Annotated in this window: 19 protein-coding genes and 1 pseudogene; 6 read left to right on the top strand and 14 right to left on the bottom strand. The window is 29.1% G+C overall.

Going from position 1 to position 19,682, the window contains the following annotated elements; genetic code table 11:
* Positions 1–2: 2 nt before the first annotated feature.
* Positions 3–1,298, bottom strand: coding sequence for a glutamate--tRNA ligase (gltX, locus tag AJ936_RS00940; RefSeq protein ID WP_044780349.1), 1,296 nt, complete (start codon positions 1,296–1,298; stop codon positions 3–5).
* Positions 1,299–1,383: 85 nt separating this feature from the next.
* Here gltX and AJ936_RS00935 point away from each other — a divergent pair, with 85 nt between their 5' ends.
* Positions 1,384–2,508, top strand: a complete 1,125-nt coding sequence (locus AJ936_RS00935) for a metallophosphoesterase (RefSeq protein WP_070233334.1) — start codon at positions 1,384–1,386, stop codon at positions 2,506–2,508.
* Positions 2,505–3,305: a phosphatidylserine decarboxylase gene (locus tag AJ936_RS00930; protein WP_070210090.1), complete on the top strand. Its 801-nt coding sequence runs from the start codon at positions 2,505–2,507 to the stop codon at positions 3,303–3,305. The genes AJ936_RS00935 and AJ936_RS00930 overlap by 4 nt, the downstream gene beginning before the upstream one ends.
* Here AJ936_RS00930 and AJ936_RS00925 read toward each other — a convergent pair.
* The 7 genes from AJ936_RS00925 to AJ936_RS00895 are packed head-to-tail and all read right to left on the bottom strand — an operon-like array spanning position 3,302 to position 9,359.
* Positions 3,302–3,583, bottom strand: coding sequence for a FlhB-like flagellar biosynthesis protein (locus AJ936_RS00925; protein WP_002852641.1), 282 nt, complete (start codon positions 3,581–3,583; stop codon positions 3,302–3,304). The genes AJ936_RS00930 and AJ936_RS00925 overlap by 4 nt on opposite strands.
* Entirely contained in the window at positions 3,580–5,754 is a 2,175-nt protein-coding gene (locus AJ936_RS00920) for a flagellar hook-length control protein FliK (protein ID WP_070273952.1), read from the bottom strand. Before AJ936_RS00920 ends, AJ936_RS00925 begins: the two co-directional genes overlap by 4 nt.
* Positions 5,747–6,934 carry an MFS transporter gene (locus tag AJ936_RS00915; protein ID WP_070210088.1) on the bottom strand — a complete coding sequence of 396 codons (1,188 nt, stop codon included), beginning with the start codon at positions 6,932–6,934 and terminating at the stop codon, positions 5,747–5,749. The genes AJ936_RS00920 and AJ936_RS00915 overlap by 8 nt, the downstream gene beginning before the upstream one ends.
* Positions 6,912–7,415 (bottom strand): hypothetical protein, encoded by a 504-nt coding sequence (locus tag AJ936_RS00910; protein WP_070210087.1) that lies wholly within the window; start codon positions 7,413–7,415, stop codon positions 6,912–6,914. The genes AJ936_RS00915 and AJ936_RS00910 overlap by 23 nt, the downstream gene beginning before the upstream one ends.
* Positions 7,415–7,744, bottom strand: a complete 330-nt coding sequence (locus AJ936_RS00905) for an AtpZ/AtpI family protein (RefSeq protein ID WP_002852414.1) — start codon at positions 7,742–7,744, stop codon at positions 7,415–7,417. The genes AJ936_RS00910 and AJ936_RS00905 overlap by 1 nt, the downstream gene beginning before the upstream one ends.
* Entirely contained in the window at positions 7,741–9,015 is a 1,275-nt protein-coding gene (hemL, locus tag AJ936_RS00900) for a glutamate-1-semialdehyde 2,1-aminomutase (RefSeq protein WP_070210086.1), read from the bottom strand. The genes AJ936_RS00905 and hemL overlap by 4 nt, the downstream gene beginning before the upstream one ends.
* Complete coding sequence (locus AJ936_RS00895) at positions 9,012–9,359, bottom strand: c-type cytochrome (protein ID WP_070210085.1); 348 nt, start codon at positions 9,357–9,359, stop codon at positions 9,012–9,014. Before AJ936_RS00895 ends, hemL begins: the two co-directional genes overlap by 4 nt.
* Before the next feature lie 79 nt (positions 9,360–9,438).
* On the opposite strand from AJ936_RS00895, the gene folD reads away from it, so the two are divergent.
* Positions 9,439–10,287, top strand: a complete 849-nt coding sequence (folD, locus tag AJ936_RS00890; protein ID WP_070210084.1) for a bifunctional methylenetetrahydrofolate dehydrogenase/methenyltetrahydrofolate cyclohydrolase FolD — start codon at positions 9,439–9,441, stop codon at positions 10,285–10,287.
* A gap of 9 nt (positions 10,288–10,296) precedes the next feature.
* Positions 10,297–11,145, top strand: coding sequence for a signal peptidase I (gene lepB / locus AJ936_RS00885; RefSeq protein ID WP_070210083.1), 849 nt, complete (start codon positions 10,297–10,299; stop codon positions 11,143–11,145).
* A gap of 21 nt (positions 11,146–11,166) precedes the next feature.
* On the opposite strand, the gene AJ936_RS00880 is transcribed toward lepB, so the two are convergent.
* The 6 genes from AJ936_RS00880 to AJ936_RS00855 form a co-directional block, all read right to left on the bottom strand.
* Positions 11,167–12,327 (bottom strand): molybdopterin molybdotransferase MoeA, encoded by a 1,161-nt coding sequence (locus AJ936_RS00880; protein WP_070252950.1) that lies wholly within the window; start codon positions 12,325–12,327, stop codon positions 11,167–11,169.
* A complete protein-coding gene (murA, locus tag AJ936_RS00875) occupies positions 12,324–13,580 on the bottom strand; it encodes a UDP-N-acetylglucosamine 1-carboxyvinyltransferase (protein WP_044780758.1) in 1,257 nt (418 codons plus the stop codon). The genes AJ936_RS00880 and murA overlap by 4 nt, the downstream gene beginning before the upstream one ends.
* Before the next feature lie 65 nt (positions 13,581–13,645).
* A complete protein-coding gene (fspA2, locus tag AJ936_RS00870; protein WP_070233343.1) occupies positions 13,646–14,074 on the bottom strand; it encodes a flagellum-secreted nonflagellar protein FspA2 in 429 nt (142 codons plus the stop codon).
* Between the two features lie 126 nt (positions 14,075–14,200).
* On the bottom strand, positions 14,201–14,767 hold the full coding sequence (locus AJ936_RS00865) for an aminodeoxychorismate/anthranilate synthase component II (protein ID WP_070273951.1): 567 nt from the start codon (positions 14,765–14,767) through the stop codon (positions 14,201–14,203).
* Positions 14,764–16,548 (bottom strand): bifunctional chorismate-binding protein/class IV aminotransferase, encoded by a 1,785-nt coding sequence (locus tag AJ936_RS00860; RefSeq protein WP_070273950.1) that lies wholly within the window; start codon positions 16,546–16,548, stop codon positions 14,764–14,766. Before AJ936_RS00860 ends, AJ936_RS00865 begins: the two co-directional genes overlap by 4 nt.
* Positions 16,538–17,602 carry a tyrosine-type recombinase/integrase gene (locus AJ936_RS00855; RefSeq protein WP_002860519.1) on the bottom strand — a complete coding sequence of 355 codons (1,065 nt, stop codon included), beginning with the start codon at positions 17,600–17,602 and terminating at the stop codon, positions 16,538–16,540. The genes AJ936_RS00860 and AJ936_RS00855 overlap by 11 nt, the downstream gene beginning before the upstream one ends.
* 560 nt (positions 17,603–18,162) lie before the next feature.
* On the opposite strand from AJ936_RS00855, the gene dsbI reads away from it, so the two are divergent.
* Positions 18,163–18,954: a protein-disulfide oxidoreductase DsbI gene (gene dsbI, locus AJ936_RS00850; RefSeq protein ID WP_070210078.1), complete on the top strand. Its 792-nt coding sequence runs from the start codon at positions 18,163–18,165 to the stop codon at positions 18,952–18,954.
* 160 nt (positions 18,955–19,114) lie between these two features.
* A pseudogene (locus AJ936_RS09855) lies at positions 19,115–19,664 on the top strand (aryl-sulfate sulfotransferase); the annotation flags it as partial.
* Between the last annotated feature and the right edge of the window lie 18 nt (positions 19,665–19,682).

Here is a 19,682-nt window from a genome sequence, read left to right as displayed (position 1 = left end):
AATTAAATCCTTGCTAATTCGTGAATAAAATTTTTAATATAAGGATAAAGATCGCTAAGCTCAGGTCCGTGAATATTTCCTGTTAAAATTATCCTTAAAGGCATGAAAAATTTTTTACCTTTTAAGCCGCTTTTGCTTAAAAGTTCATTTTTAAAATCTTCATAGTTTTCAAAAAGTTCAATATCTTTTAAGAGTTCTTTTAAAATTTTACATTCTGTTTCAAACTCTCCAAAGTCTTTTGTGTTGAAAATAGCTCGCATTTTTTCTTTAAGTTCTTTTGTGGTGCTTGCTTCTTGAGTGTAAAATTTAGCAAGTTGTGCAAGATCTTTGTTTAAATCTAAAGTTTTATTAAGCTCATCATCTTTTATCATTTTGATATGTTCACGATTAATTTGCAAAAGTTTTTTAAGATCAAATCTTGCTGGAGCTTTTGAAACTTTAGAAATATCAAACCATTTTATAGCTTCTTCTAAGGTAAAAATTTCACAAGGAGTTTTATTGCCTAGCATGATAAGATAATTTGCGATTGCACTAGGTAAAATTCCACTTTCAAGTAGCCATTTTACAGAAGAATGTGCTTCTCTTTTGCTCATTTTAACACCTTCTTCGTTTAAAATGATAGGCAAGTGCGCATAAGTTATGGCTTTGTTATAGTCTAAACTTGCGCGGATATGTTCTTGTTTTGGAGTGTTTGAAACATGATCTTCTCCGCGTATAATACAAGTAACATTTTCAAGCATATCATCAACCGCACAAGCAAAATTATAAGTTGGAGTTTTATCCGTTCTCATAATCACAAAAGAGTCTATATTTTCAGGTTCAAAACTTAATTCACCTTTGATAAAATCTGTAAATTTCATAGTGTGAGTAGGTTTTTTAAGACGGATAACAAAGGGTTTTTCACATTCTAAAACATCGATATCGGCTAGTTTTTCACAAGTGCCATCGTAGCGATAAGCTTTACCTTGTTTTTTAGCTAGCTCTTTTTTTGCTTCAAGTTCTTCTTCGGTGCAAAAACAAGCAAAAGCTTTCTTTTCACTTATAAGTTTTAAAGCCATTTGGCGATGGAATTTTAAATTTTCACTTTGTATATAGTAATGCTGCCATGAAATACCAAAAAGATTTAAAATTTCTTTGATTTCTTCTTCTTTTCCTGCTATATTTCTAGCCTTATCAGTATCTTCAATACGTAAGATAAAATCCATATTTTTTTGTCTTGCACAGATATAATTAAAAATTGCTGCGCGTAAATTTCCTATGTGCATATCACCTGTGGGAGAAGGTGCAAAACGGTACATTTTATAGCCTTTAAAATTATTTAAAAGTTTATTATAACAGAAAAATTTATACGGATATTTAATTTTACTTGGTTATAATACTTTTATGATATTTTTAATTTTTTCTTTCATTGTATTATTGATTTTTGGCTTAGCAAATGTTTATATTTATAAAAGATTAATCAAGAAAATTACTCTTTTTAAGTATTTTTATAAAATTTTTGCCTTTATTTTTATTGTGCTTTTTTTAGCCCAAGCTGTGTTTTTAATATTTCGTAGAGATGAATATTTAAGTGATACTTGGTATGAAATTTTAGCCATGCTTTATGCGCCAACTTATTGTTTGTTTTTTATGACTTTAGCTTGGGATTTTATTAAATTGATTTTAGCTCTTATGGGTAAAAGAGATAAAAAATATAATCTTATTTTGCGTTTGATTTTTGAGCTTTCTCTTATAGTTTTAAGTGTGTTTTTAATTTATATAAGTATAAATAATGCTCTAAAAACACCTGAAGTAAAGAGTGTTGATGTTGAAATACCAAATCTTAAACAAGATTTAAAAATTGTCATGCTTACTGATATACATTTGGGTAAAAATTTGCATGAAAATTTTTTAGATAAGCTCATCACTAAAGTGAATTTGCAAAGTCCTGATATGGTTGTAATAGTAGGAGATCTGATTGATACTAATCCTAAAGATTTAAAAAATTACATCTCAAAACTTAATGATTTTAATTCCACTTATGGAACTTTTTATGCCTTGGGAAATCATGAGTATTATCATGGTATCAATAAAGTTTTGGATTTACTTAGAAAACATACTAATATGAAAATTTTAGTCAATCAAAATTTAGATTTAGGTTTTATAAATATTGCTGGACTTGGAGATTTAGCCGGGCTTGATAAGGGTTTATATGCTCCTGATTTAGCAAGAATAAAAGTGGATTTAAATACAAGTAAAGCTAGTATTTTACTCACACATCAACCCAAAACAGCTTTGCTTTATGATTTAAGTGATTTTGACCTTGTTTTAAGTGGGCATACGCATGGAGGGCAAATTTTTCCTTTTATGTTTTTAGTTAAACTTCAACAAGGTTTTGTTCATGGGCTTTATGATTTAGGAGAAAAAACTAAGCTTTATGTGAGTAGTGGAGCAGGATTTTGGGGGCCAAGTCTTAGAGTTTTTGCTCCGAGTGAAATAGTGATTTTAAATTTAAAAGGAAAAAAATGAGTTTTTCAAAAGAAAGTTCGAGACTTTTTGGTTTTGTAGCAGGGATTAAATTTCCTAAAATGATACAAAAAGTTATTAATGAAAATTATGTTAAGTATTTTAATATCAATATGAGTGAATTTAAAGCTCCTTGTGAATATGAGAGTTTAAATGCTCTTTTTACAAGAACTTTGCAAATTCCAAGAAAATTTGAAGAAGGTTTTATCAGTCCAAGTGATGGTAAAATTTTAGAGTGTGGAAGTACTTTTTTAGCAAATGAAGAACATTTTGCTTTTTCTATAAAAGGACATGCTTATAGCGTTGAGGAGCTTTTAAAAGATAGCTTTGAAAAAGATGAACTTAAAAATGGGCTTGATTATGTCAATATTTATCTTTCTCCAAAAGATTATCATCGTTATCACAGCCCTTGTGATATGCAAATTTTAAGTGCAACTTACACAAGTGGCGCCCTTTATAGCGTAAATGAAAAACATTTAGAACGCATTGGTAATTTATATGTAAAAAATGAAAGAGTGAGCTTGAAATGTCAAAATGAAAAAGGTATTTTTTGGCTTGTTTTTGTAGGAGCGCAAAATGTAGGAAAAATGCGTTTTAATTTTGATGCAAGCATACAAACCAATGCTAAAATTTCTCATAATTTTACTAGAAAATATGAAAATTTAAATTTCAAAAAAGGCGAAGAACTAGGAAATTTTGAGCTAGGTTCTACTATAGTTTTAATCTCTCAAAAAGGACTTTTAACTTTTAATTTAAAAGTAGGGCAGGGTATTAAATTTGGAGAAAAAATAGCGGATTAGTTTTTAGGAGTTTTATTTGCCATTTGATAGATAAAGGCAAAAACTTCAGCTACAGCTTTATACATATTAGGTGGAATTTCATCACCTAAGTCAAGCTTGCTTAAAATTTCTATTAAATCTTCATCTTCTTTAATAGGAACTCCGTGTTCCTTGGCTAAAGAAATAATTTTAGCAGCACTTTCGCCTTTGCCACTTGCAAGCACTTTTGGTGCAGAGTTTTTTTCTTTTTGATAGCCTAGAGCTACAGCTTTTTTAATCGATCTTTTGATTTTGCTCATACTTTTTTATCCATACCCATTTCAAGATCTAAATTTTTCATATTTCTAGTATCAAATTTACTTCTTATGATATCACCTACAAAGAAATTTGCACTTAAAAGTCCTGCTTTATTGATATTTCTTTTAAGCTCATGGGCATTTTCATAGATGGTTTTTCTAAATTCAATATTTTCTGCCATAATATTAATATCTATATATTTTTCATTATTTAAAGAAATAAGAATTTCTAAATCCCCAAGTTTTGCAAATTCGAGTTTAATCTGAGCAAAAAATTTGTCCTTTTTTCCGCGTCTAAACATAATTTTAGAATCATTTAAATCATCCCAAGAAAAAGGCAGATAAGTATTGATAGAATCATTAGCTAAAGACATAAGCTGATTGATTTCAATTTGCGCTAAAAGACGATTAGCTTGATTATATATAGCTTCATTGCCTTCATTTTTAGCTAAATTTGAAATTTGCAAAAGTGTTGATTTTACATCATGATGTAAAGATTCAGCTATATCTTGTTCTGTTTTTGGTTTAATTTGCGCTAGATCTTTGGTAGAAAGATTGAGTTTGTGTTCGAGATTTTTAAGTTCTGCTTGATTAAGTTTGGCATTTTGAGTATAAGGTTCAAGTTCTTTTAAGCTTTCATTAAGTCTACGAGAAAGATTGCTTAAATTTTTACTTAAATCTTGCACTTGTTCTAGATCTAAATTTTCTACATTAAATGCTAAATTTTTTACAATATTTTGTTTTATAAATTCCTGATTTTTAAAAATATTTTGCATAGTTTGGTTATTGTTAGATTGAATATTTTGAGAATTATTTAAATTTTGCATATTGTTTGTGTTAGGATTATTTGTATTGATTGAAGTTTTGTTTTCTGTTTTTGTTTCATAAAATTTTGGATTTTCTTTGATATTTTCTTTTGATTTTTCTTGTTTTTCATCTTTAATTTTTTCTTGGTTTGGAGTAGAATTTTTTATATCATTGTCTGGATTATTTTCTGTTTCATTGTTTTGAATATCATTTTTTGTATCTTGGGTATCTTCTTCGTGGGTTTTTATATCAGAATCTAATTTTGAATCTTGCTTGGTATCATCTGTGAGATTTTCTTCTTTTGATGCTTTTATATGTTTTTCTTCATCTTGGTTTTTTGTGTTATGATTAAGTTTTTCTTCTTTGATATTTTCTTTGTTACTTAAAAGATTTTCTAAAATATTTTCTTTATCTTGTATTTTAGAAGCTTGATTGCCTAGTATATTTTTTAAAGTATTTTCAAGTTTTTCAAAGGCGGTAGCAGTTTGCTTAAGGATGTTTGGATCTTTTATCATTAAATTTTCTGGCTTATTAAGAGCTTTGAAAAAATCATTTTTGATGGAATTTAATTCTTTTAAAATTTTATTAGCCATAGGGGTGATTTTTTCTTGAGCATGACTGGGATTTTTACTTATATAATTTTTAAAATTGTCCAATTTAGAACTTAAATTTAAAAGTGCTTTAAAAGAACTTTGATTTAAAATTTGCTTATTTTCATTTTTGCTAGAATTAATAATATTTTTTAATTCTTTTAAAGTGTCTTTTGGGTTTAAATTTGCATTTGCAAGTTGGGCTATCTGAATACTTAGTTTTTCACTACTAAGACCTTTGATTGTACTTAAAAGAGAGTGAAAACTTTTGGGCAGCAATTCTTCGTTTAGGGCATCTTTTAATTTAGCTTCTAAAAATACGCCTGAATTTTTAAACAAAGGAGCTAAGTTGTTGTTTTTTATTTCACTGGCAGGTTTTAAAATTTGATTTAATCTGTCTAAAACTTGTGTAAAAGTATCGCTTTTTGCAAGTTCTGTGCTTAAAGTTTTTAATTCATTAGCAAAATTAGGAGCTAAATTTAAATTTTTTCCTTGTTTAAGTACAGGGGAATCGGGGTTTTTTTGAGCATTGATTTGATCTAAAAGTTTATTAACAAGTTCTTTTAATTTGGTGCCTGTTTCATTTTGAACAAATTTTGCTAGTATTTCTTCACTGCTAGCGTCCTTGCTTAAACCTAAATTTTGCTTTAAAGCTTGCGCAAGTGCTTCTTTTGGATTGTCCTTTAAATTTGTTTTATCTTTTGAAGTAGAGTTATCTACTTTTAAATCATTTTTTTGCGTATTGGCAATTTGACTTGCTAGTTGAGTATTAATCATCAAATATCACCATATTTCCAGGTTTTTTCTTAAATTTTTTATTTAAAATATTTGGTTTATTGATAGCAAAAAGAATTAAAAATGCTAAAGAAACTATATAAAACCATATAAAACCTTTGATTTCAAAGTATTGCATTAAAAAACCTAAAATTAAAGGACCAAACAAAGAGCCCAAAGAATAGCAAAAAAGAACCCCACGACCTAACTCTACGCCTTTATTTTTGCTTACTAAAACATCATTTGCTCTAGCAAGTGCTAAAGCATATAAACAAAATATTCCTATACCTAGAGTAATTCCTAAAAAATATTGCATATGCAAGTGAAGTTTAAAAAAGATAAATATAAGCATAGTGATAAATCCTATGCTTGCGCAAGTGATAATGGCAAATTTGCGACCAAGTTTATCTGAAATAGTTCCTATGATGGTTTGCGCAATAAAACCACCTAAAACCCCACAAAATATAAAATAAGAAACCGCTTTTGCATCAAAACCTTGCAAAAGTATAAATAAAGATGCCATAGAAAAAAAGCCATTTATAAGCATTCCGGCTATAAAGCTTGTGACGATAGCCAAAGGGGCTATATCAAAAATTTTAGGTATAGAAATAGGACTTGATGCGGGCAAAACAGGTTCTTTGATTTTAATCAAATTTAAAGGCAAAGATGAAAGTAAAATTAAAGTTGCACTGAGAATAAATACACTATGTTTGCTTAAATTTAACGCTATGATTAAAACTCCAATACCAAACGCAAGATAAAAAACAATTTCATAAAAACCTAAAATTCTAGATCGAATGGCATTTTTGCTTTTTTCATTAAGCCATGATTCTATGACCATTAAAAGACCATAGTAGCAAATCCCTATGAAAAATCTTAAAACAGCCCAAAAAATAAGATTTTCGCTTACTGTATGAAGCATAACTGAAATTCCAAAAATAGCCCCAAATAGCCCAAAAGAGCGTATATGACCTATACGAGAAATAATTTTATGAGCACCGATGGTTCCAACAAGAGCGCCTATAAAAAAACAAGAACTTACCACTCCAACAGCTAAAGAACTTTCTCCGTTTTCTTTTAATATAACACCTATAGAGCTTACTATCAAGGCATTACCTGCAAATAAAAATGCCATACCAGCAAAAAGTGCTGTCATTGATTTAATAATTTTTTTTGGACTCATACTTTTTTATATATAAAATAAAAATAAACACACAAACTAGCAAGGATGAAATTCCACAAATATAAGCAAAGATATCTAATTTATCTTGGCGATGTAAAAATAAAAATCCAGCAACCAATATTACATAAGCCATCAATTTAAAGAGAGTAAAAAACATAGTAAAAAAATGGATTTTCTCTTTAATATTTGGCTTTAAATCGTCTTTTAGAACTTTAAAATGAATAATTTTTGATAAATTTTGTTTTTTTTTGATAAAAAGCGATGAAATGAAATTAAAATCTTTTTCATAATTTTTTGATTTTTTTATAATGACTTTTTTATAATTTAAATAAGAAGCAAAAATAATCAATAAAACACTAAAAAAAGCTATTTCATAGCTTAAAAATGTATCTAATTTAAAATGATTTAACAATGAAAATATGATCCAAAAAAATAAATGAATAATGGCAAAAATACAAAATAGAGCTTTTTTATGTTCCATTATTTATTCTTTTCTTTTTGAATTTTTTCTTTGATCAACTCATCTCTTTCTTTAAATTCTTCATAGCTTTTTACTTGAACTTTATAAGCTTTGTAAACATTAAGTATGGCAGCACTGATCCCCCAAAAAACTCCAAGCCAAAAAAGCCAAGGATAAGGAGTAAATTTTTTAAGTAAATATCCTATTCCCACACCTATAAATACAGCAACAACCATAGAGATGCCAAGACTTAAACCATCCGCAGCTTCAAGAGTTTTGCGAATGATTTTTTGTCTTTTGCTGTTGGAATTTTCTAAGTGATTTTTTTCTTCTTTTAAAATATTGCTCATATTCTTTTAAAGCTTTCCCTAACAGCTTCTAATGTTGTATCTACAATTTTATCATCCATTTTTGAACATATAAAGCCTGTTTCAAATTGAGAAGGCGCTAAATAAATTCCATTTTCAAGCATATTTTTGTGAAATTTTGAAAATAATGCTAGATCAGATTTTAATGCATCTTGGTAGTTTGATACAGGATTTTTGGTGAAAAAGTATCCAAACATAGAACCTACATGACAAACTTGCAGCGGAAGTCCTTTTTCATCTGCTAATTTTTTCATTCCTTGAGTAAGTTTTTTTGCTAATTTTCCAAGCTTGTCATAAAGCTTGGTTTTCTTTTTGGCTTTTGTAAGACTTGCTATGCCTGCAGCCATTGCTAAAGGATTTCCACTTAAAGTTCCTGCTTGATAAACTCCACCCAAAGGACTTAAAATATCCATAATTTCAGCTCTAGAAGCAAACGCTGCTGCAGGTAGACCACCTCCTATTACTTTACCAAAAGTAATTATATCTGCTTGAATATGATTGATTCCATAGGAACCAAGATAAGATGCTCTATATCCACTCATTACTTCATCAAAAATCAGCAGAGTTTGATTGTTTTTGCAGATCTTAGCAAGTTCTTCTAAAAAATCTTGTTTAGCTGGAACTAACCCCATATTTCCAGCAATAGGCTCAATGATAACACATGCAATATCTTTATTTTTTTCAAAAAGCTCTTTAACGCTATTTATATCATTATATTTTGCTACTAAAGTGTGTTTAGCTACATCTTCTAAAACACCCAAAGAACTAGGAGAGTTAAAAGTAGCAGCACCACTTCCTGCGCTCACCAATAATGAATCAGAATGCCCGTGATAACATCCTTCAAATTTTAAAATTTTATCTTTTTTAGTAAAACCACGAGCAAGACGAATAGCACTCATGGTTGCTTCTGTTCCACTGCTTACAAAGCGGATCTTTTCTAAATGAGGAAAATCAGATAAAACAAGCTTGGCAAGTTCAGTTTCTAATAAAGTTGGAGCTCCAAAACTTGAACCTTTATGAAGTACTTTTTGACAAGCTTTTTGTATATCTTTATCGCAATGTCCAAAAAGTAAAGGCCCCCAGCTTTGAACATAGTCTATATAAGAATTTCCATCTATATCGAAAATATAAGCACCTTTTCCATGGGAAATAAATTTTGGCTCACTTTGAACATTTGCAAAAGCACGAACTGGAGAATTTACACCACCTGCGATGAATTTACACGCTTCTTTAAAAGCTTTTTTGTTTGTCATTTTTCTTCCTTGCTAAATTGCTTGATGTAATTATATAAAGTTACAATTTCATCATTTGTTAAAGAGTAATTTGGCATGATTGATTTTGCGTCTTTACTCTGATTAAGAGAATTTTTAAAATTCTCAAAACTAAGATTTTGTATACTTGGAACTTTATAAGCTGTTTTAATACCATTTTTCATATAATATCCTAAAATTTGTTCGCTTCCATCTGCTCCATGACATTCTTTACAACTAATGCCTCTTGGATTTTCATAAAGCATTTTAGAGTATTCTTTAAGAGTAATAAAATCAGCACCAAAAAGACTGATATTAAATAAAAAAAACATTAAAACAATTTTCAAAGTTTCACCTTGTTAATGAAGTTTTAATATGATACAATTTTTACTTTAAAAAAGTGATTAAATTTATAGAAGGAAAATAATGACTTTACTTGATGGTAAAGCTTTAAGCGCAAAAATCAAAGAAGAATTAAAAGAAAAAAATCAATTTTTGAAAAGCAAAGGGATTGAAAGCTGTTTAGCTGTTATCTTAGTTGGAGATAATCCTGCAAGTCAAACTTATGTAAAATCTAAGGCTAAAGCCTGTGAAGAATGTGGAATTAAATCTTTAGTTTATCATCTTAATGAAAATACTACACAAAATGAACTTTTGGCATTGATTAATACCTTAAATCACGATGATAGTGTTCATGGAATTTTGGTTCAGCTTCCCTTACCTGATCATATTTGTAAAGATTTAATACTTGAAAGTATTATAAGTAGTAAAGATGTTGATGGTTTTCATCCTATTAATGTAGGATATTTAAATTTAGGCTTAGAAAGTGGGTTTTTGCCTTGTACTCCACTTGGAGTTATGAAGCTTTTAAAGGCTTATGAAGTTGATTTAGAAGGAAAAGACGCTGTTATTATAGGTGCTTCAAATATAGTAGGTCGTCCTATGGCTACTATGCTTTTAAACGCTGGAGCTACAGTAAGCGTTTGTCATATTAAAACCAAAGATTTGAGCCTTTATACTAGACAGGCTGATTTGATTATAGTAGCAGCAGGTTGTGTGAATTTACTTCGATCAGATATGGTAAAAGAAGGAGTGATTGTTGTTGATGTTGGAATCAATCGTCTTGAAAGTGGAAAGATAGTTGGAGATGTAGATTTTGAAGAGGTATCTAAAAAATCTAGTTATATAACTCCTGTTCCAGGTGGAGTAGGTCCTATGACTATAGCCATGCTTTTAGAAAACACAGTTAAATCTGCTAAAAATAGACTTAATTAGGGAAAATCTATGGAAATTTTAAAGAGATTATATAAATTTTCGCAGTCTTGGACTGGAACTGTAGTTATTGTTCTTTTGGTGATTTTTTTCTTTATACAAGCTTTTGTTATTCCTTCTGGTTCTATGAAAAACACCTTATTAGTGGGGGATTTTTTATTTGTTAAAAAATTTAGCTATGGTATCCCAACTCCTCATATTCCTTGGTTGGAAATTCCTGTTTTGCCGGATTTTAATAAAAATGGACATTTGATAAAAGCACAAGGGCCACAAAGAGGAGATATAGTTGTTTTTAGAAACCCTAGAAATGAAAAAGAACACTTTGTAAAGCGTTGTGTAGGTACAGGAGGAGATAGGATGGTTTACGCAAATAAAACACTTTATGTGAGAATGCATGAAGGTGATGATTTTATGAAAGAACATTATCCAAATGATCTTGTTACTCTTGGAGGGCAAATTTATGTAAAAGAACCTTATAAACAAAAAGGTATTCATTATGATCCAAAAAAAGATATAGAAAGTGATATCTTGCGCTTTCTTAGCATAGGTGATTTTGCTATGTCTCCAACTTATATTAAAGAACTTGGAAATCATATAGGTTTTAGCGGCGGAAATGCTTATGTTTTTGATGTACCTGAAAATGAGTATTTCATGATGGGTGATAATCGCGATTATTCTTATGATAGTCGTTTTTGGGGTTCTGTTCCTTATAGTTTGATAGTAGGTAAACCTTGGTTTGTATATTTCTCTTGGGATAAAGATAAAAATGTTCGCTGGGAAAGGATAGGGCGTTTTGTTGATACCTTGGACAATGATGAACAATATATCCATGATCATGACGATGAGGATAAATTAAGCTAATGTTTGTGAAAAACACAAACATTATATTTTTAAAAGCGTGATTTCATCACCTTTTTTTAATTCGCTTGTATTTTCTTCGCTTATAAGTAAAAACTCACTTTTAATAAGTGGAAGTATCATACCAGAGCCAAATTTGTTTTCATTAAATGGTGTAAAAATATCTTTTTCTAAATTTCCTAAGATGAGATTATTTCTTCCACTTTTAAGCTTTAAATCCATACCCATTTTGGCGTAAAATGTTAAAGGATTATCTAGGTTTCCACTTAATAAATCAATGATTTTTTTAGCAAAAATAAAACAAGAAAGATAAGCTGCCATAGGATTTCCTGGTAAAATCAATACGAAATTTTTACCCTTTTGATAAAGCTTAGTAGGCCTTGCAGGGCGTGCTTTTAAACCTTTAAAAAGCGGAGTAAAGCCTAATTCATCTAAAGCTTTTTCCATAAAATCAGCCTCGCCAACGCTTGCACCCCCTGAAGTGATTAAAAGATCAAAATTTGTATTTTCTAAAGCCTCTTTAGTGCTTTTAAAATTATCTTTGATAATACCTAAATAAGAAGCATTTTGAAGCATGGTTAGTAAAGGCAAAGCATTGGCATTATAAATACTTTCTTCATCACATTCTTGCCAAGGTTCTTTTAGCTCATTTCCACTTGAAAAAATACCTATGCGAATTTTTCTTATGACTTCTATTTTATAAAGCCCTTGAGAAGCAAGCAGGGCGATATGTTTATCATTAAGTTTGGTGCCTTTTTGAAGTAAAATTTCACCTTTTTTTAATTCTTCGCCTTTATAGCGATAGGCATTGTATTGTTTAGGGGCTTTTTTAATGATGAGTTTATTTTCTTCTATATACTCATCTTCTAACATTAAGATAGTATCAGCATTTTTGGGCATTTTAGCCCCTGTCATGATTTTATAGCATTCATTTTTAGCAACTGTATAAAAATTTTTATCTCCTGCAAAAATAGTCCCTTTAATCTCCAAAGCCTCATTGATATCAGCATAATTAAAAGCATAGCCATCAAGAGCAGCATTGTCAAAACTGGGTAGATTTTTTCTAGCGTATAAATCTTTAGCTAAAATTCTATCTTTTGCTTTTTCAAGGCTAATAAGCTCACTTTCATCTAAGCATGAAATTTGATCTTCTAAGTCTTTTAAGGTTTCAAAGATATTTTTCATTCTTCAAGCCTTGTGATTTTTACACCTAAACCTTTAAATTTTTCTTCCAAATTTTCATAACCCCTATCAAGATGGTAAATTCTATGGACTTTGCTTGCGCCTTTGGCTGCAAGAGCTGCTAAGATAAGGGCTGAGGAAGCACGCAAATCTGTAGCCATGACATCAGCAGCGTTAAGTTCTTTTCCGCCTACTATAGTAGCAATATGACCATTGAGTTTAATATCTGCGCCCATTCTTAAAAGTTCACTTACATGCATGAAACGATTTTCAAATAGTCTTTCATCGATAATACTAGTTCCATTAGCTTTTAAGGCTAATGCCATAAACTGCGCTTGCATATCGGTTGGAAAGCCTGGATATTCACTTGTCATGATTTCTACAGGTTTAATTTCTTTAGCAGGAAGTAGGGTGATACTATCTTCTGCAATCAAAGTTTCAAAACCCATTTGATGAAGTTTTGCTAAAACTGCACTAAGATGAGTGGCGTTAACTTTATCTAAAGTAATTTTAGAATTTGTAATAGCCCCTGCACAAAGATAAGTTCCTGCTTCAATTCTATCAGGTATAACGCTAAATTCTTTAAATTCTAAAAGTTCCCCATCGCTACCATAAATTTCAAGCTCATCTGTACCTATGCCTTTGATTTCAAGTCCTGCGTCTTTTAAAACTTCGCAAAGTTGAACTACTTCGGGTTCTTTTGCAACATTTAAGAGCTTGGTTTTACCTTTAGCTAAAGCTGCTGCCATGATGATGTTTTCACTACCTGTAACCGTGATTTTATCAAAAAGAATTTCATTGCCTTTTAAATTTCCACTAGCTACGACATAGCCTTGTTTGATTTGTATATTTGCCCCCATTTTTTCCAAGGCTAAAAGATGTAAATCAATAGGTCTTTGTCCTATAGCGCATCCTCCAGGTAAAGATACTTCACAATGTCCAAAACGAGCAAGTAAAGGCCCTAGAGTAAGTATGGAAGCACGCATTTTACGCACAATGTCATATTTGGCTATGGTTTGATTAAGAGTGTTTGTGTTTAAAAAAGCACTATTGTTTTGAAAATTAACCTTAGCTCCTAAATTTTCTAGCAAAGATATAAGAGTTTTTATATCAGCAACATTAGGAACATTGTTGATTTTTACTTCATTTTTGGCAAGTATGCTTGAAACAATCAAGGGTAGGGCGGCATTTTTTGCTCCGCTTATTGTAACATTTCCGCTTAGATGATTTGTGCCTTCGATTTCTAGATAAGTCATATTTTTCCTTGAAAAAGTTTAAAAATGCATCATTATAGCATTCTTAAACTTTTGAAAAAATATAATCAAGCTTGTTGGCTTTGGAGTTCTTGAATTTGAGCTTGAATTACATCTGCTTGAGATTTTAGCACATCAATTTGTTTTTGAAATGTCGTTTTCATTTGTTCGTTAGCGTTTGTCATTTTTTGAGTAAGTTCTGCAATTTTAGCTAAAATTTCAGCTAATTTTGCTATTAAAGCCTCTAATGCGGGATTTACGCCACCTTTGCTACTTTGGATGGAATTTTGGTCTTTGTGGTTTTCTATTTTTTCTTGACTTACTTTGATTTCATATTCTTTTTCATTTTTTGAATTTGTTTGACTTAAACTTCTTGCTTCATCTGAAATTTGAATTTTAACCACATTGTCACTATGAACATTACTTACCAAATCATTGTCTTTGTTTATTTGTGTTTGATAATTGCTAAAATTTTTTGTCAAAGTATCTATTTTCATCTTAAATCTTTTTAAATTAATTTATATTGTTATCGGTTTTTTTATTTATAAATTTATATTAATGATAATTATTTTAAGGATATTTTATTTTAGATTTTCATATTTATATTTTAAATGCAAAAAAGACTAAAGCTTCATAAAGTTTTTAAGTATTTTTTTACCTTTTTGAGTTAAAACCGCTTCGGGGTGAAATTGCAATCCATAAATAGGATATTTTTTATGTTTAATTGCCATAATAATATTTTCTGAATTATGAGCTAAAATTTTGCATTTTTTAGGCATAGAACTAATATACAAAGAATGATATAAGCAAATTTCAATTTCTTTTTTAATACCCTTAAAAATAGGATCTTTTTTAAAATAAAGTTTAGAAATTTTACCATGCATGGGATTTTGTATTTTAGAAACCCTGCCGCCAAAAACTTCAGCTATACACTGATGTCCTAAACATATACCTAAAATTTTTTTATTTTTTTTAAAATATTTGATTGCTTTTAAGCTTAATTTAGATTCCTTGGGAGAATGAGGGCCAGGAGAGATGATAAGATGAGTGAAATCAAATTTTTCTAATTCTTTAGCTTTTTTAAAGGCATCATTTTTTATCACTTTACATTCAAAGCCAAGTTCTTTAAGATAATAGATGATGGTATAACTAAAAGAATCATAATTATCTATAAATAAAATTTTCTTCATTGTAATTTTACCTTTTTTAAACCACGCACGGAATTAATGCAATAAATATTTTCTGCTTCAAATAAATCTTGTTTAAATAATGCTTTTTCTTTTATCAAACCAAGATTGATTAAGAAATTTCTATATACGCCATTTAACATACCGCTTTGAATTTGTGGAGTATGAAATTGAGCGTTTTTTTCTAAAATGAGATTGGTTCTTGAGCCTTCACAAAGTTCATCTTTTTCGTTAAAAAAAGCTATGTCGTAACACAAGTTTTGATGCCATTTGTATGAGTGTTGATTATAAAAAGTACGCAAAGAGCTTTTGTGATAGGGATTGTCACTTTTTGAGTTAATTTTATCATCACTTAAAAGCAAAATATCGTTTGAATTTTGTTTTAAGGCGCTTTGTTGGAATTCATATCTTCCGTCTTTATATAAAATCAGTTTTAAAATTCCTCCTTTGTGTGGATTTTTAAAGGGTAGGGGAAAATGATAAAATAAAGAGTGTTTTTTGTGAAAAATTTTTTCATCGAGTTTAAAAAGTGTAAAATTTTGATATTCTTTATAAGAACTTTTTTGATTTAAAATATTATAAAAATCTTTAAAGAGCTTGTGAGTATTAAAATTAAATTTAAGAGCTGAATTTATAAGCCTTAATAAATGTTCTTTTAAAAATAAAATTTGAGAATTTTTAAAATACATGGTTTCAAAAAGATGAAAATCACAAGGATTTAAGATCGCGCTTTTAAGTTTTAATTCTTCAAATTCATCTTTGAAATTTGAGTCCCAAACCAAGCCACTACCCGTACTATAAGTATAAATTTCATCTTGTTTTTCTAAGGTGCGTATGGCTACGCTAAATTTATTTTTATTTCTATGTATTAAACCTATGGTTCCGCAGTAAATACCACGATCTCTTTGTTCTAATTCTTCAATAAATTTAATACTTTCAAGCTTTGGAGCACCTGTAATAGAACCGCAAGGAAAGAGAGCTTTAAAAATTTGATATAAAGAAATATTTTTTTTAAGTTTTCCTTGTACACTTGAAGTCATTTGATGTAAAGTAGGGTGACTTTGAATTTCAAAAAGTTTGGTTTTTAAGCTTTTTTTTGTGATGATTTTTGAAAGATCATTGCGCAAAAGATCACAAATCATAACATTTTCACTTAGATTTTTTGTATCATTTTGCAAGAAAATTTTATTTTCTTCATCTTTTATAGGATCTTTATCACGCTTAATTGTGCCTTTCATAGGTTTTGTAAATATTTTTCTTTTTTTGGTCTTGAAGAAAAGTTCAGGAGAGAAGGACAAAATTTCTCTTGCTCCATCTTTTATAAAAGCTTTAAATTCAGTATCTTGTCTAGAAAGCAAAAGTTTAAAAAGTTCAAAAGAATCCATTTTGCTATGAAATTTAAAATTTTGAGTGAGGTTGATTTGATAAACTCTTCCTTTGGAGATTGCCTCTTTAACCTTGATGAAATTTTCTTTGTAATTATCTTGATCTAAAAAATTTATAAATTCAGGAATAAATTTTTCTTCATCAATATCTTCTTTTTGAAATTTTTTTCTTTTTTTAAAAGCAAATACCGACAAATAAGCTTTTTTGCTTGTGAAATTTTTATCTTGAAAATATCTATATAGCTCATAATCAGCAAGCATTAAAATATAAAAATCATTTTTATATTTTTCTATAAATTTAAAGCATTTTTTACTTTCTTTGTGATTAAAGGCTTTTAAAATGTGTTTTAAATCATGGTAAAAATATTTACCAAAAACAGCGTAGTCTTCAAGAGTCACTTAATTCCTTTGCAACTTGTGCGGCAAGTTTTAATTTATCATTATCAAAATGAGTGTAAATTCTTGAGGTGTTTAAACTTGCATGTCCTAAAGCTTCTTGAACTAAAACTAAATCTTTTTGCTTTTTATAAAGCAAGGTGGCAAAAGTATGACGCAACATGTGAGCACCATTTTTTTGCTTGCGAATCCCTGCACGAAATAAAAGCTGTTCTACTATGCGACTGACATAAGATTGAGTCAGTGGAGTGCCTTTTTTATTGACAAAAAGTAGGGCGTCTTTGCTCATATAATTAATACTTACATTTTTAAGCAAATCGTAAATAAGTTCTTTTTTTATCATTACAACACGATATTTATTGCCTTTAGCTCTTATTCTTATGATATAAAGATCGTTTTCTTCGCTAATATCACCCATTTTGATATTGATAGCTTCGCTTACCCGTATGCCTGTAAAAATGATGATTTTAATAATAAGTTTATTGCGTATGGTATTGTTTTTAAAATCTGCATTTTCAATAGCATCAAGAAATTTTTTAAGCTCTTCTTCACTCATAAATTCAGGTAATTTTACCCCTTTAGAACCTGCTATACCTGCCCAGTTTTTAAGATTGATATCGAAAATATGTGCTTTTTCATCTTCTTCGTTTTGCTTGTCTAAAAAATCAAAAAAATTAATCACAGCAATACGGTAATTTTTTTTACTTGCATCTGATAAAGCACCTGTTATACTTGCTAAAACTTCTACAATGAGTTCTTCATCAATCTGTTTTAAAGAGTAAAGCTTATAAAAATTTAAATATTCAAATACTTTTTTTAAAGGATTAAAATAAGTATTAACTCCACTTAAACCAGCATTTCTTGCTTTTTTTGCTAGAGCATCAAGTTCATCAATATTTTTTACACCTTTTGTAAGAGCAAAATTAACTTCTGCTAAAGCTTGTGGATTTTTTAATTCTTTGTTAGATAGCGAGTTGAGTTTAAATTTTACATATTTTGCTAGCCAAAATAAGAATGATTTTTCAAAATTTTCTTCACAATCCAAAGGGTATTTCATAAAAACTTTTCCTAAATCTAAAATTTTAGCTTTTTAACTAGAAAAGGTATTTTAGTATTAACTTAGTAAAAAAAAGCTTTTTTAGGAAAAAGTTTGTTTTTATATGCAAGCCAAAAAGATTGAAATATTTTTATTAAATAAATCTTATATCAATCATAAAAAGATATGATAAAAGGTAAAAATATGTAAAATTTATAATTTTGTATTGAAAACTGTAATTTTCAAACTTTTTTATATATACCTAGATTATTCTACTTTGATATAGATTAAGCTACTATTTTTACATACTTTTATGATTTTACCTTTTGAGTGAAATAAACTTATCCACAAAATATAATGTAAAAAATTGATAATTTTATTTTGTAAATTAAAATTATATTTTACTTTTCTTGAAAACTATAAAGAATATTTAAAAATTAAATTATTTTATATTATTATCAAAATATATATAAAAATGATAACTTGTGCATTCAATTTTTTAATCCCCTATTCTTGATTAATATTTTTTTGGTTAAAATTTGCTTTAGAAATTTAATACTAATGAAATAGGCAAAAGACTAATGAGAAATAATTTTGTAATTAATATTTCCAAATGGCAAGATACACGTAAACCTTGGTTGATTTTGATCATAGTTACTATAGGACTTACCTGTATAGCACATTTTTTATTTCAAGAATATCTTTTTATGGAACCTTGCGAACAATGTGTATATATAAGATTCGATATGCTTGTTATGGCTATAGGTGGTATGATTGCACTAATCAATCCTACAAATAATATTATAAAAATTTTTTCTTATAGCTTAGCTTTTTATGGAATTTGGCTTGGCTTGGAGCATTGTATAACTTTAAATCATATCCATGAAGTGGTTCATTCTGAAAATCCTTTTGCAGGTGTAGATGGATGTCGTGAAATTCCTATTTATCCATTTAATTTACCTTTACATGAATGGGCTCCTAGTTGGTTTTTGCCAGCAGGAGAATGTGGGATGGATATCCCAGTAGTTCCAGAGAATGCTTATAATCATCTTAATACTTTTCAAAAATTTTTTATAGGAACTCCACCTGATTTTGAAAATGGGTTTTATAGTAATGGTTGGTATTTGATACCTAGTTTAAAGTTTATGAATATGGCAATTTCCTGTCTTATAGCATTTTTATGTTGCTTTATTGTGCTTTTTACAATGTTTATAGCCTATGTTTTAGATAAAAATAAACCTAATGTTAAAATTTTTGCATTGGTGATTGTTATTTTGGTTTTGGTGCTTAAATTTATAGGCGAATCAAAAAATCCAAATCAAAATATAGCTAGTTTAAATCATTTAAATCAAGTCGTTTTAAGATGCTCTTAAAATACGCAATAAATTATTTTTGTTGCGTATTATTAAATATTTTAGGATGGCTTAAATAATTTTAAGGGATTTATCATGAGACTTAGCAAAACTCTTTGCATGGCACTTTTGATGGATTGCTCCTTTAACTGTTATTATCATGGATAATGGTTATTTGTAACCTGTAGATAAAAATGGCAAAAAAATTGTTTGCGATGATGATTATAGCAAATGCCCAGGTTATGAAAATGAAAATGGTGGATTTGATTTCACTTGGACGCAGCATACAGGCTGGAGAATTGATAGCAAATCAAACAAGCGTTATATCTATATAAGTTTTTTTGATAATGGTGATGCAAGAGAAGCTGAGCAACCTGCATTTGCGAGTCAAAAATATTCTCGTGCTGTAATTTATAAAATCGATCAGCAAAATAAAACTGTGGAACAAATTTGTGGGAATATGGTAAAAATCGTGGAAATGAATGGTTTTCTCCTGTAACTTCTCTAATTCAATATGAGCCAGACAAAGATTCTATTATGGTTTATAGCGCAACAGCTGGAATGGCTTTTGATCTTACAAAGGCGTAATTCTTGGGGAACCAAAACCTGAAATTGATGAATTTAACTGGGGCGCTAAGGAGCCTTCGGTTCAAATTCAATTTAGCGGTTCAGGCACGGGTTATCAAGCAATGCCTTTTAGCGTTGATCAAGCATTCAATCCTAAAAAATAAAACAATAAGCCCAAAAAT

Origin of the sequence: Campylobacter sp. BCW_6877, from assembly GCF_001762445.1 — a bacterium.
Taxonomy (GTDB): Bacteria; Campylobacterota; Campylobacteria; order Campylobacterales; family Campylobacteraceae; genus Campylobacter_D; species Campylobacter_D jejuni.
This window is presented reverse-complemented; position numbering and strand designations above follow the sequence as displayed.

Coding starts and splice junctions, on each gene's coding strand:
- gltX (WP_044780349.1), bottom strand. CDS start 1,298: ATGTACCGTTTTGCACCTTCTCCCACAGGTGATATGCACATAGGAAAT.
- murA (WP_044780758.1), bottom strand. CDS start 13,580: ATGACTTATCTAGAAATCGAAGGCACAAATCATCTAAGCGGAAATGTT.
- lepB (WP_070210083.1), top strand. CDS start 10,297: ATGGAAATTTTAAAGAGATTATATAAATTTTCGCAGTCTTGGACTGGA.
- AJ936_RS00880 (WP_070252950.1), bottom strand. CDS start 12,327: ATGAAAAATATCTTTGAAACCTTAAAAGACTTAGAAGATCAAATTTCA.
- hemL (WP_070210086.1), bottom strand. CDS start 9,015: ATGACAAACAAAAAAGCTTTTAAAGAAGCGTGTAAATTCATCGCAGGT.
- AJ936_RS00910 (WP_070210087.1), bottom strand. CDS start 7,415: ATGGAACATAAAAAAGCTCTATTTTGTATTTTTGCCATTATTCATTTA.
- fspA2 (WP_070233343.1), bottom strand. CDS start 14,074: ATGAAAATAGATACTTTGACAAAAAATTTTAGCAATTATCAAACACAA.
- AJ936_RS00930 (WP_070210090.1), top strand. CDS start 2,505: ATGAGTTTTTCAAAAGAAAGTTCGAGACTTTTTGGTTTTGTAGCAGGG.
- AJ936_RS00855 (WP_002860519.1), bottom strand. CDS start 17,602: ATGAAATACCCTTTGGATTGTGAAGAAAATTTTGAAAAATCATTCTTA.
- AJ936_RS00925 (WP_002852641.1), bottom strand. CDS start 3,583: ATGAGCAAAATCAAAAGATCGATTAAAAAAGCTGTAGCTCTAGGCTAT.
- AJ936_RS00865 (WP_070273951.1), bottom strand. CDS start 14,767: ATGAAGAAAATTTTATTTATAGATAATTATGATTCTTTTAGTTATACC.
- AJ936_RS00915 (WP_070210088.1), bottom strand. CDS start 6,934: ATGAGTCCAAAAAAAATTATTAAATCAATGACAGCACTTTTTGCTGGT.
- AJ936_RS00920 (WP_070273952.1), bottom strand. CDS start 5,754: ATGATTAATACTCAACTAGCAAGTCAAATTGCCAATACGCAAAAAAAT.
- folD (WP_070210084.1), top strand. CDS start 9,439: ATGACTTTACTTGATGGTAAAGCTTTAAGCGCAAAAATCAAAGAAGAA.
- AJ936_RS00935 (WP_070233334.1), top strand. CDS start 1,384: ATGATATTTTTAATTTTTTCTTTCATTGTATTATTGATTTTTGGCTTA.
- AJ936_RS00905 (WP_002852414.1), bottom strand. CDS start 7,744: ATGAGCAATATTTTAAAAGAAGAAAAAAATCACTTAGAAAATTCCAAC.
- dsbI (WP_070210078.1), top strand. CDS start 18,163: ATGAGAAATAATTTTGTAATTAATATTTCCAAATGGCAAGATACACGT.